Source organism: Frankia torreyi (assembly GCF_000948395.1).
Taxonomy (GTDB): Bacteria; Actinomycetota; Actinomycetes; order Frankiales; family Frankiaceae; genus Frankia; species Frankia torreyi.
Genome location: NZ_JYFN01000107.1, coordinates 1 through 11,853 on the forward strand (window position 1 = coordinate 1; position 11,853 = coordinate 11,853).

11 protein-coding genes and 3 pseudogenes are annotated in these 11,853 nt (G+C 74.2%); 3 read left to right on the forward strand and 11 right to left on the reverse strand.

The genetic code is table 11. The features are described 5' to 3' along the window. From FF36_RS36570 to FF36_RS30470, 3 genes and pseudogenes are all read left to right on the forward strand, one after another. Nucleotides 1-191, forward strand: a pseudogene (locus FF36_RS36570) (XRE family transcriptional regulator); the annotation flags it as partial. Nucleotide 192: 1 nt separating this feature from the next. Next, a pseudogene (locus FF36_RS39655) lies at nt 193-683 on the forward strand (DUF5753 domain-containing protein); the annotation flags it as partial. A gap of 3 nt (nt 684-686) precedes the next feature. Further along, complete coding sequence (locus FF36_RS30470; protein WP_044888671.1) at nt 687-926, forward strand: DUF397 domain-containing protein; 240 nt, start codon at nt 687-689, stop codon at nt 924-926. Nucleotides 927-1,214: 288 nt separating this feature from the next. Here FF36_RS30470 and murG read toward each other — a convergent pair whose 3' ends face one another. The 11 genes and pseudogenes from murG to FF36_RS30525 all read right to left on the reverse strand — a co-directional run. Beyond that, nucleotides 1,215-2,384, reverse strand: coding sequence for an undecaprenyldiphospho-muramoylpentapeptide beta-N-acetylglucosaminyltransferase (gene murG / locus FF36_RS30475; RefSeq protein ID WP_044888672.1), 1,170 nt, complete (start codon nt 2,382-2,384; stop codon nt 1,215-1,217). 168 nt (nt 2,385-2,552) lie between these two features. Next, on the reverse strand, nt 2,553-5,534 hold the full coding sequence (locus FF36_RS40250) for a BTAD domain-containing putative transcriptional regulator (RefSeq protein WP_044888673.1): 2,982 nt from the start codon (nt 5,532-5,534) through the stop codon (nt 2,553-2,555). Beyond that, on the reverse strand, nt 5,531-5,965 hold the full coding sequence (locus FF36_RS30485; protein ID WP_044888674.1) for a pilus assembly protein TadG-related protein: 435 nt from the start codon (nt 5,963-5,965) through the stop codon (nt 5,531-5,533). Before FF36_RS30485 ends, FF36_RS40250 begins: the two co-directional genes overlap by 4 nt. Beyond that, on the reverse strand, nt 5,962-6,411 hold the full coding sequence (locus tag FF36_RS30490) for a TadE/TadG family type IV pilus assembly protein (RefSeq protein WP_044888675.1): 450 nt from the start codon (nt 6,409-6,411) through the stop codon (nt 5,962-5,964). Before FF36_RS30490 ends, FF36_RS30485 begins: the two co-directional genes overlap by 4 nt. Beyond that, nucleotides 6,408-6,752 (reverse strand): annotated as a pseudogene (locus tag FF36_RS30495) (TadE/TadG family type IV pilus assembly protein); the annotation flags it as partial. The pseudogene FF36_RS30495 and the gene FF36_RS30490, both read right to left, overlap by 4 nt. Nucleotides 6,753-6,865: 113 nt before the next feature. After that, entirely contained in the window at nt 6,866-7,069 is a 204-nt protein-coding gene (locus FF36_RS30500) for a hypothetical protein (protein ID WP_128423440.1), read from the reverse strand. 84 nt (nt 7,070-7,153) lie between these two features. Then, nucleotides 7,154-8,056, reverse strand: a complete 903-nt coding sequence (locus FF36_RS34715; RefSeq protein WP_044888676.1) for a type II secretion system F family protein — start codon at nt 8,054-8,056, stop codon at nt 7,154-7,156. Further along, complete coding sequence (locus FF36_RS30510; RefSeq protein ID WP_242419251.1) at nt 8,053-8,913, reverse strand: type II secretion system F family protein; 861 nt, start codon at nt 8,911-8,913, stop codon at nt 8,053-8,055. Before FF36_RS30510 ends, FF36_RS34715 begins: the two co-directional genes overlap by 4 nt. Before the next feature lie 5 nt (nt 8,914-8,918). Next, entirely contained in the window at nt 8,919-10,226 is a 1,308-nt protein-coding gene (locus FF36_RS30515) for a TadA family conjugal transfer-associated ATPase (RefSeq protein ID WP_044888680.1), read from the reverse strand. Further along, complete coding sequence (locus FF36_RS35760) at nt 10,226-11,131, reverse strand: CpaE/TadZ family protein (protein WP_052681656.1); 906 nt, start codon at nt 11,129-11,131, stop codon at nt 10,226-10,228. The genes FF36_RS30515 and FF36_RS35760 overlap by 1 nt, the downstream gene beginning before the upstream one ends. After that, on the reverse strand, nt 11,128-11,853 hold a 726-nt coding region (locus FF36_RS30525), incomplete at its 5' end, for an SAF domain-containing protein (protein WP_339325628.1). The genes FF36_RS35760 and FF36_RS30525, both read right to left, overlap by 4 nt.

Genomic DNA, 11,853 nt, shown 5'->3' on the forward strand with positions numbered 1-11,853 from the left:
TCAAGGGCCTGCTCGCCCGCTACGGCGTCCATGGCGACGACATCGACGTCTTCCTCGAGCTCGCCCGTGACGCCGGCAGGCGCGGCTGGTGGCACACCTACGGCGACGTCCTGCCCACCTGGTTCCGGTCCTACGTCGGGCTGGAGGAGTCCGCCAGCCTCATCCGCCCGTACGAACCCCAGTCCGTGCCCNGCCTGCTCCAGACTCCCGACTACGCCCGCGCCCTGACCAGGGCCGGTTTCCCCCGCGGCAGCGACGAGGAGGTCGAGCGACGCGTCGCGCTGCGCACGGGACGCCAGGCACTCCTGACCCGCCCCGAACCACCCCGCCTCTGGGCGGTCATCGAGGAAGCCGCGCTGCGCCGCCACGTCGGCGGCACCACCGTGATGCGCGCCCAACTCGACCGGCTCCTCGACGCCTGCGCGCTGCCCAACGTCACCCTGCAGATCCTCCCGCTCGCCGGTGACGCGCACGCGGCGATGTACGGGCCGTTCACCCTCCTGCGCTTCCCCGTGCCCGAACTCCCCGACCTCGTCTACGGCGAGAACATGACCAGCGCGTTCTACCTCGACAAACCCGGCGACGTCGCCGCCTACCTTGAGACCATCGACCGGATCTGCGCCGACGCCCCACCCGCGCACCTCACTCCCGACATCATCAGCGCCATCCGCGAGGAGACCTGACCCATGACCACCATCCGCAACGGCATGCCCGCCACCGACCTCGGGCCCACCGGCTGGCAAAAGCCGTGGAGCGGCCCCAACGGCGGCAGCTGTGTTGAAGCAAAAAGACTGGCCGACGGCCGCGTCGCCCTGCGCCAGTCCACCGACCCGGCAGGCCCGGCACTCGTTTTCGACGCCGACGAGATCCGGGCCTTCATCGACGGCGCCAAAGCAGGCAAGGCAGACGGACTCCTGAGCGGATAGCAAGACGAACCCGGGGAAGGGGATGCTCGCACCTCCACCTCGCGCGAGTGCCTGATCGGATACGCCTGGCACATCCCGTTCCTGGTCTCCGCGCAGGCCGCGGCACAGATCCTCAGCCTGCCTGAGTTTCGCCAGGTCTGTTGGTCCCACTTCGGCCATGTGGGGCCAGTTGACCTGACCGAAGACAGGCCTGCCGTGCCACCCCCCCGCCCTCGCCCACGGCGATGTCCGGCGGGTGACGGGCCTCCTGCGTCAGGCGCTTGCGGTGGGCACAGCCCGCCGCCTGCCCTAACGGCGGCCGGCGGCGTCCAGGATCACGTCCGTGAGGCGTTCGGCCGCGTCCGGTCGGCCGAACGCCCGCGCCCGCCGCGCCATCAGGCTGCGGGCCGCCGGGTCGGCCAGCAGCGGCTCCACCGCCTCTCGCAGCCGCTCTGGCGGCACCTCACCTTCCAACGCCACCGCCGCGCCCGCGTCCTGCAGGTAGCGGGCATTGTGGGCCTGCTCGTTGCCCGCCGAGGACGCCAGCGGGATCAGCACGGCAGCCTTTCCGAGAGCGGTCAGTTCGGCGATCGTCCCTGCCCCGCTGCGCGACACCACCACATCCGCGAGGGCGAGAACGTCGGCGACCTCCTCGCGCAGGAACCCCGTCAGGAAGTACCGCCCCGGCGCCGCAAGGCCCGCCGCGCGTCCGCGCAGGGAATCGACGTTGCCGGGGCCGCACTGGTGGATCACGTTCGCGTGCTCCACCAGCCAGGGGAGCGCCCCGGCGACGGCGGTGTTGATCTGCATCGATCCCTGCGCGCCGCCGGTCACGTACACCGTCGGCAACGCCGGATCGTGGCCCGCCCAGCCCAGCGACGCCACCGCCCGGGATGCCTGCCCGGTCAGGATTTCGGCGCGCACAGGGTTGCCGGTCACCACGGCCGTGGCGCGGATCGCGTCCGGCAGCAGTTCCAACGACGGGGCGCTGGACACCGCCACGCGTGCGGCCACCCGTGCCAGTGTCCGGTTCGCCAGGCCCAGCCGGACCGTCTGCTCATGCACCACCAGCGGACGGCGGCACATCCGCGCCGCGAGCCCGACCGGCACCGCGACGTACCCGCCGGTCGCGAGCACCACGTCCGGCTCCCACGAGGCGACCAGCGAGCGGGCCTGGGCCACGCCGAGCGGCACCCGGCCCATGTCCCGCACGTTCGCGGGTGACGCCATCTTCAACGGGTTGCCCGAACGGCGAATCTTGCCTGTGGCGACTGGCCGGAACCCGATACCTTCGTCGTCGGCGACCCGCTTCTCCAGGCTGCGTTCCGCGCCGACCCACAGCACCTCGACCCCGCAGTCGCCCAGGCGGGCCTGCAGAGTCCGGACCGTCGTCAGCGCCGGGAACACATGACCACCGGTCCCACCGCCTGTGACGATCAGACGCAACGCCTGGCCGAGACCAGGAGCGGCATCGCTCATCGCGGTATGTCCCTTCGACACGGCGGCCAGCTGATGCGAGGAGCCTGTCAGATCACACTGGCGCCGCGGATCAGGCCGGCGCGCCGCGATGTGATCTTCTGTGCGGTCCGGCCGAGTCGGGGCCCGCTGATCGGATGCCGGCGCGGCGCTGCCCACGTCTGTGGCTTCTCACACTGGTGGCGGGTCGTGGCGGGGGCGGGTGAGGCGGGCGAGGAGTCGGTCGGTTTCGGGGCTGGGGGTGGTGCCGAGGTCGGCGAGGCGGGTGAGTAGACGCCGGTAGGCGCGGTGGATATCGCCGGGGTGGCCGGCGGCGGCGTGCAGGCGCATGAGGTGGGTGTACAGCGTCTCGGTGTACGGGAACAGGGTGGTGGTGGCGTGCTCGAGGACGCGGGTGGCGGCGGTGGGGTCGTCGTCGGCGAGTAGGTCCGCGAGGTCGGCGGTGGCGTCGATCATGCGATGTTCTAGCTCGGTGGCGTGGGCGGTGGCCCATTCGCTGCCGTCGAGGAGACGGCCGGTGTAGAGGCTGGTGGCTGTGTGCAGCGCGGCGGCGCGGCCGGTGTCGTCGCTGGCCGTGTCGGCGGCGGAGAGGGCGCGGTCGATGTCCCACGCGTCGACCGCGAGGGTGTCGGTGAGCCGGTAGCCGTTGCGGTCGGAGAGCAGCACCCCGTCGGCGCCTGCCCGACGCAGCGCTTCGCGGAGACGGCGGATGGCCTGGTAGATCTGGTCTTTGGCCTTGTCGGGGTCGATGTCGGGCAGCAGCGCGGCCATGAGGGTGGCCGTGGTGGCGGGGCGGCGGTGCAGGGCAAGGAATCCGGCGATCTCCAGGCCGAGCCGGCCCTGGTAGACGGTGTCGCCGTCGCGGAGCAGGTGCGGCCGGTCCAGCAGGACCAGCAGCACCCCGCCGGTGTCGGCGGGTGCCTCGGCCGGAGCCGGCGGGGGTCGGTCGCCGTTCGCGTCGCGGGTCTCGGGCGTGGGTGTCACGGTCTCGTCGTGGGACGGGGAGAGGCTTGGGGACGCGGCATCCGCGGGGGCCAGGTCCTGCCTGACGGCCGCCGTCTCGATGCCCGGGTCCGCGGCGGCCGGAGTGTCCGCGGTGTCGGTGGAGTCCGCGAGGCCGACCGGGTCCGCTTCTGCTCGGGCCGGGGAGGGTGTGCTGTCCGCTGGCGTCGGGGTATCGGTGGGGGTGGCCTGGTCGAGGAGGCGGAGCAGGTCGGCGGCGGCGTCGGCGCGCAGCGACCAGGACGAGTCGGGATCGGTGCTGTCGGGGTCAGGCCAGCGGGGCTGACCGGGCCAGTCACCGAGGGCGGCGGTGTGGAGGTCGAGGGCCGCGCCGCGGCCGGCGAGCGCGTGCAGGCGCGGGTGCAGCGCCGGGTCGGCGGTGACGACGAGCAGCACGGGAGGCAGGTGTTCGTCGGGAGCGGCGGCACGGAGCGGGCCGATGGTCGCGGTGTCGTGCTCGGTGGCGAGCCGCTGACGGGTGAGGAGGTGCTGTTCGGCGCTGGTGACCGCGTCGAGGGCGCTGGGGGTGAGGGTGACGTGGCGGAGGCGGGCGAGGAGCTGCGCGGGGAGGTGCAGCGCGTCGGCCGCGTCGCGGGACAGGATCAGGTGGTGGGGGTCGTCGCCGGCGGGGGTGTGGTGGGCGGCGAGGACGGTGAGGATCAGGGCGCGGGCGGCGTCGGGATCCGGCAGGCTGACACCGCCGGTGATACGCAAGGCGGTGGGCAGCCGGGTCGGTGCGGTAGGGCCGCGCAGGCCGGCGCGGTGTGGCCGTGACACGGGCAACGTGGCACTGGCGCTGTCCGGGGCGGGTGATGGTCCCACCAGCGCGGGGACGGGCGGTGCGGCCGGGATGGCGGGCGCGTCCAGGTCGGGATAGGGCGGCGGCCACGCCATCGCCGGCGGGGCGAACGGCACGTCACCGGCCGGCGGATCGTCGTCGGGCGGAGGACCGGCCGCGGGAAGCAGGTCGTCGTCGAACGACGCGGTGTCCTCGGAGTCGGGGTCGGGGTCGGGGTCGTCGAGAGTACGGCCGCTGCGAAGGATCTCGCGGATGATCAGTGGGAGGGGTGGGTCGGCTGGCTGGCCGCGGTGCTGTCCGACCGGGCGGGTGCGGTGGCGCAGGAATCGGGCGACGGTGACCGCGATCGCGATGGCGGCGAGCAGGCTTACGGGCAGCACCGGCCCTGAGGGCAGTCGGATCGGATCGGGATGGGCAGGGTGAGCGGGCCGCGTGGCCGGAGTCGGGCTGGCGGTGGCGGGTGCGGCCGGTGTGGGCGTCGAGGCTGCTGGTCCGTCGGGCAGGGTAGGCAGCCAGGGAGTCGGCGGGGATGGCACGGCGGGTGTCGGCGGACCGGCGGGGTGAGTGCCCGGCGTCGGATTGGCGGGTGGCGGCGAGGGTGTGCTGGTGGTGGTGGCGGGTGCGGCCGGAGCGGCGTCGGCGGGGAGAAGCAGGGTCCAGCCGGGGCGGATCAGGTCGGGGCGGGTGAGACGATGCCCGTCGGGTTGTGGCCGGCCGTGGTTGAGATCGAACAGCTCGCGGTAGCGCAGGGGGTCACCGAGGTGGGTTTCGGCGAGGCTCCACAGGCTGTCGTGCGCCCGCACCGGCACGCTGCGCGCGGGCTGCTCGTCCGAGGTGGGGCTGGGTGCGGCGAGCGGCGCGGACGCGGGGTCGGCAGGGGCGGCGGCGGTGACGGTCGGGGCGCGCCAGGCTGCCAGCGCGACGGCGGGGCCGGGGGGTGCGGGTTTGCTGCGGCTGGCGGCGAGGATCAGCCCGGTGACGATCGTGCCGACCAGCGCGGTGGACAGTGTCTGGGTGAGCCCGGCGGTGGGCAGCCGTGGCCGGCGCCACCCGGTGGCCCGGCTGATCGTCTCGGTGACCGCCGACAGGACGAGGAGAAGGTAGAGGTACCAGAACAGGCAGCCGAGAACACCGGTGATGAGCCGCTGGTCCAGGGGGCGGGTGAGCGCGGCCGACACCTCGGCGCGGCTGGGTGGGTGGTGGGGCAGCGGCCAGCCGATCAGCCGCCACATCACAATCGGCGCGACGACCAGACACGCCAGCAGGACGGCGAGGGCGCCGAGAGCGCGCAGCAACGCGACGAACCGGCGGCCCACGCTGACACGGACTGCGCGTGCGGGTCGGGCGCTCATGGGACGGGTCCGCTGCGGGGGCTCGCGCTGGCGGTACCGGTGAGGTGCAGCGGGCCGACGCCGACGAGGGTGAGCAGCTGCGGCTGGTAGGTCGCGGTGACCGTGACGGTGACCGTCGTGAGGGTCGCGGACGCGGTGCCGTCGGCGTCGGCGCCGGCCAGGAAGGCCAACGCCCGGGCACGGGCCTGCTCAGGATCGAGCTGGCGAGTGCCGTCGGCACGGTAGACGGCGAGGTCGAGCGCCTGGGCGCCCGCGCGGGCGGCCTCGGCGGCGGTGCTGATCGCCCGCGTCTTCGCGTTCAACGCTCCGCCGCCGTCGAGGGCGAGTCCGGCCAAGGCGAACAGCGCGACGACGAGGATCGCGAAGAACGCGGTGACATACCCGTCGTCCGAGATGTCGGCGGGCGCAGGACGTCCGGGTAGCGAGGTCATGAGACTGCCCGGAACACGTCGAGTGGCGAGGTCGCGGTGGAGGTGAGGGTGCGGGTCGCGGGCAGACGCAACCCGCCGAGGTCGGCAAGATCAACACGGCAGGCGACGGTGGCGCGGGCCAGGCCGCCGCGGACGAAGGCGCTGGTGTCCACGGTGACGTGCATCGTGCGGCAGGCCGCGGACCCGACGGTGAGCCCGCCCTCAGCCGCCGCCTGAGCAGCGGCGGTGGCCTCGACGGGGGAGCGGGCGGCGCTGGCCGCCCGCGCCGCGGCTGCGGCAGCGGCGTCGACCTGCCCACGGGCATCGGTGCCACGTGCTGCCGCTGCGATGAACAGAAGGATCAGGACGACGAGGGGGGCGAGCAGGGTGAGCTCGACCGCGGCCGACCCCGCGTCCCACGTCCAGGGCGGGGGTGGGTGCGGGTCGTCGGCTGCGGGGTCGGTCACGGTGTGTAGATCTCTCGGGTGCCGGAGGCGCGGGCGGTGACGTGCAGTGCCAGACCCGGCAGGTAGCGGATCGCGGTTCCGGTGACCGTGACGGTGAGCAGGGTCGGGCTGGTGTGCGTGACGGTGATCTGTGGGTCGGTGAGGACCCCGCCGCCGATCTGGCTGGTGATCAGCCGGGCGGCGGTGGGGCCGTCGGCGGGGTCGGCGCCGGCGAGGCGGGCGGTGTCGGCACCGCGTCGCGCGGCGGCGGCGGCGACCTGCTGCGCCCACCCCCACACGGCGAGCTGGACCACGACCAGCAGCATGATCAGAATAAGGGGAGTCGCGACCACGAGTTCTGTCGACGCGCCGCCCTCGTCGCCCTCGGCAACGGCGCGCCGGGATCGTCGTACCGGCCGCCTAGTCTTCCGTGACGGCGGCTGGTCCCCCGCCGGCGGGACACGAAGGTGACGGGCTACAGGTTCAGGCCGTTGGCCTTGTCCATGACTTTCTTCGCGATGACCGCCACGATCGCGAGTGCCAACGCAACCAACATCGCGGTGATGACCATGAACTCGGTGGAGTAGCCGCCATCGCGATCCTCCTCGCGTCCGCGTTCCTCGAGCCGGCGCAGCCAGGCCCCGGTCACGGCTGGCAGGCACAGCAGCACTATGATCATGGTGGTTCCGAGGGTGGCCAGTCGGCCGCGTCCTCGGCGGAAGTGGGGCATCGGCGGTGCCTTTCGAGGGTCGAGACTGGAGGTTCACAGGCCGCTCAGGACACGCGAGACCGCCGGATACGCGATCATGATGAGGAAGCCGCCGGTGAGCAGGACGACGGGCAGGCTCATGCGTTCGGTGGCCGCGGCGGCGTCGGCGTCGGCGTCACTGAGGTCGTGCAGGCGGATCGTGTCGGCCTTCGCGGCGAGGCTGGCGCGGATGCGGGCGCCTTCACCGCCGGCGAGGTGCATCGCGCCGGCGGTCTGGACGATGTCGGGGATGTCGTACCGCTCGCCGAGGGCGGTGAGGGGTTCCCAGATCGGGGCGCGGGTCAGGGCGGCGTGATCGACGGTGGCGCGTAGCGCCGTGAACGCGTCGCCGGTGCCGGTCGCGGCGGCGTCGGTGACAGCCTGTTCGAGGCCGGCGCCGCCGGCCATGGCGATCACGGTGAGGTCGAGGAAGGCGGAGAAGGCGTGGCGCAGCTCGCGGCGTCGGCGGGCGGCGTCCGCGCGCACCGCGATATCCGGGCCGAGGAACAGGCCGGCGGCGACGGCGAACGCGGCAACGGCGGGCAGTGCGAGGGGCAGGCCGATCCCGGCGAGAGCGAGCAGTCCGGACAGCAGCGGTGGGAGCGCGAGACCGACGAGACCGGAGGTGATCTTCTCGGCGAGGTGGCTCGTCGGATCCCGGTCCATCACGACCAGGTCGCGGCGGATCGCCTGCGGCAGGAGCCGGAACGGGTCGAGCCGCGCGGCGAGTGGCCTCCCGGCGCGGGCCGCCCAGCCGTCCGCCTGCCCGGCAGCTGCCGCGGTGGGCGCGGGTGTGGGCGGGTTCGGGGACAGAGCGGACAGGAGGGCGGCGAGGTCGGGTTTGGCGGGCCGCAGCGCCGTCCACGTCAGCCACAATCCGGCTCCAACACCGGCACCGCAGGCCAGGGTGAGGATCATCCGCCGCTCCCAGCGGCGACGGTGAGGATGCGGGGTTCGCGGGTGATGCGGCCCATCCGGGCAAGCCACACGAACGCTCCCGCCCACAGGACGCCGACGGCGGCGAGGACCAGCTGCCCGGTGATCGTGCTGTAGGGGGCGACGAAGGCGGGGCTGAACAGGGTCAGCCCGAGCGCCATGGCCAGGGTGGTGACGACGATGACGCGGGTCGAGGTGCGGATCCGGGCCCTGGTCGCCGCCGCGCGTAGCCGCACGGCCGCCTGCCCGCGGGCGGCGGTGGCGAGACGGTCGAGCAGGTCGGCGAGGTGACGGCCCTGACCGGCCGCGGCGAACCGCAACGCGGCCACGATCAGATCGGCGGCCGGGTCATCGACCCGGTCGGCGAAGGCGTCGAGCGCGTCGACGAGCCGGGCGCCGTCCTGCACTGCGGCGGCGAGGGTGAGCACGTCGACGCGGATCGGGTCGGGGGCGATCGGGGCGGTCGCCCGGATCGTCTGCTCCAGCCCCGCACCCGCGGACAGGGTGTCGCGGAGCATGTCCGCCCAGGACGCGAGCGCCTCCACCCGCGCTGTTTCGGCCGCACCGGCCCGTCCTTCGGCGAGCAGGGTCGGGGCGGCCATCACGGCGAGGGCGGCCAGGGCGGCGGCGACCGGCCAGCCGGTCAGCACCCCCACGGCAAGCCCGGCGCCGACCGCGGCGCCCAGACGCACGGTGCGTACCTGTGGTGACAGACGGCGACCCGACTGTTCTCGGGCGCGTAGCCGCGTCCACACCGGCGTGCCCGCCGAACCCAGCAGCCACAGCCCGACGGCCACACCCAGCCCGCAGCCCGCCGCGAGCACCACCTGGGCCGACATCACGCTCACCATGCGCCGGTGCCCGCCGCCGGGGCGGTGTAGTAGCCGGCCAGCGCGGCGTCCACGGCGGCGGCGGTCTCCGCCCGCAACGGAACCGCCGGCACCGCCGCCCCGTCCGCACCCGGCCGCCACACCTCGTTGCTCGTGACCAGCAGCCCGTCGGCGCCGGTCACCTCCCGCACGCTGGACACGACTCGGCGGCCCTGCGTGACGGTCATGTGCACGACGACGTGCACCGCGGCGGCGGTCAGCAGGGTCGTCGCCTCCATCGCCAGGCCGTCCGCCTGCGCCGCATAGGCTGCGATCTTCGCGAACACGCCTGCGGAGGAGGAGGCGTGGATGGTGGCGAGGCTGCCGTCGGTGCCCTGGCTCATCGCCATGAGCATCGGGACGACCTCGCCGCCGCGGACCTCCCCGACGATCACCCGGTCCGGGCTCATCCGCAGCGCCCACCGCACCAGCTCCGCCAGGCCGATCTCCCCTTCGCCTTCCACGTTGGCTTCACGGGCCTGCATCGCGACCACGTCCTGGTGCAGGCCGTCGCGGTCGAGGCCGAGTTCGAGGGAGTCCTCGATCGTGATGATCCGCTCGTCGGCCGGGACGTCCGCGGCCAACGCCCGGATCAGCGTTGTCTTGCCCACCCCGGTCTCCCCGGCGACGAGGATGTTGCGCCGGGCCAGGACCAGACCACGCAGGACCGTCCGGAGCTCAGCCGAGAGCGTGCCCATCTCCACGAGGTGATCGAGGGAGACCCGCGGGTAGCGGTGACGGCGGATCGAGACAACCGGCCGGGCGGTGACCGCCATCGCCGCGAACAACCTGGACCCGTCGGGCAGCTGCATGTTCAACCGGGGCGACGCCCGATCGAAACGTCGTTCCTCCACCCCCGCGCGGGCCGCCACCGTGCGTACGAGCTCGATCAGATCCTCGTCGGACGCGGCGACCGGAGGCATCCGCCGCCGCTGCCCGTCGGCGTAGCGCACCCACACCACGTCACAGCCGTTGACGTTGATGTTCTCGATCTGTGGGTCGTCCAGCAACGGTTGAAGCCCACCCAGCGCGAACAGCCCGTCGAGCACCCCTCGGGCGACCTGTTCCTCCTCGGCCGCGGTCAGCGTCCGCCGGCCGGCGGCAATGGACTGCTCGGCGTGCAATCGCAGCATGTCCGCAATCAGCCCCGCGGCGTACGCCCGCTGATCCGCCACCGACCATGCGGCGCCGCCCTGCCCCGCGCGCGTGCGCGCCGAGAGTTCCACGGCGACCCGCTCCCGCAGCGCGGCCATCAACCCGGACAGCGCGTACCCGGGCCCCATCACCGCCGCCCCACCCGGCCACGGCGGACAGTGGTCGAGGGCACCCACCCCGATGCCTCACGATCCCGCCCCGCGCGAGGCGACGAGGCCCCCGGCACCAACACCGTCGTCTTCTGTCCCGCCGTCGCCCGGGCGTTCCCCGCCGGCAACGCCGGCACCCCGGCGATAGGCGGGGGCAAGGGAACCCGGCGCCTGTCGAGCTGGTCAGCGAGCCCGCGCGCGACCAAGCCGTAGGCGCGTGCCAACGGCCCGGGCGCACGTCGCCCCCCAGGCCGGCCCGCGATCACGCCGGCGCCCCGCGGATCCCACGGCAACACTCCGGCCACCGGCAGGCCCACCGACTCCGCGACCCGCTCCACCGGCCACGCCGGCTCCCCGACCAGCAGCAGCACACACTCCCTGCGGCCCGCCGCGGTCAGATCAGCCTCCCGCCCGACGACCCGCGCCAGCTCCACCGGCACCGGACGGGCCACTACCACCAGCAGATCGCACACGGCCACCACCGGCGCCGCCGCGGACCACAGGTCCACCCGGCCGACATCGGCCACCACCGTCACCGTGTCCGCCGCCGCCCGCACCGCCCCCGCCCCGGCGAGAACCTCCACCGCCCCCCGGGCCGCCGTCGCCTCCACCGGAGCGGCCACCACCTCCACACCGCCGGGAAGCTGCTGCACATGCCCCGACAGGCCCAGGCGGCCCGACCGCGCCTGCGCCGCCCACGACACCAACCCGACCGCCGCCGGCAGCTCATACCAGCCCAGCACATCCCCACCACTCGGATCAGCCTCCACCCCCACCACCGGCGCACCGCCCGGACGCATCGGCCAGCCCGCCGCCAACCCCAACGCCGCCGTCGTCACCCCCGGCGACCCCTTCACCGAACCCACCGCCACCAGCCCGCTCACCGCGCACCCCGCAGCACCAGCGCGACCTGCCCGGCCGCCGCCGCCCGCGCCACCGCGTCCGCGTCCGCGGCGTCGACCTGCACCGACACCACCAGCCCACCCGAACCCGCCGGCCCCGGCTCGACCGAGACCACCACCCCCTCCGCCGACGAACTCCTCGCCACCGACGGCACCCCGACGTCACCCGGAGTCGAGGATGGCGTGGCCCCTGCCACCGCCGCGCCCTGCTCGGTACCCCCGGTCAGCAACACCACGACCTGATCACCGGCGCTCACCCCCGGCGGATAGGAACCCGGCTTCAGACTCGCGCCCACCAGCCGCACCCCCGCCGGCAGACCACGCCGGCCCACCGCGGAGAACGACAGCAAACTGCCCGCCGCAAGCGGCGCCGCCGCCGGCCGGCCCACCACCTGCCCCGCCGACCCAGCCGGCACCACCTCCACCGCCGGATCCACGACCACCGACACCGCCCGCACATCCCCCGCCGCCAGCAGCTGCCCCACCGGCACCGGCCGCGTCACCACCAGCACCTCCCGCCGGCCATCCAGCCGCCCACCCACCACCACGAACACCGCCACACACACCACCACCAGCACCACCCCCACCAACGCCCGCCGCCCACCCCGCCACGACCGGCCCCGGCCCTCCAACCGGAACCCCTCACCGTCAGACCGGCGGACCGCCGTCGCCGTACTCACCGCGCACCCCCCGACGGCACAGCC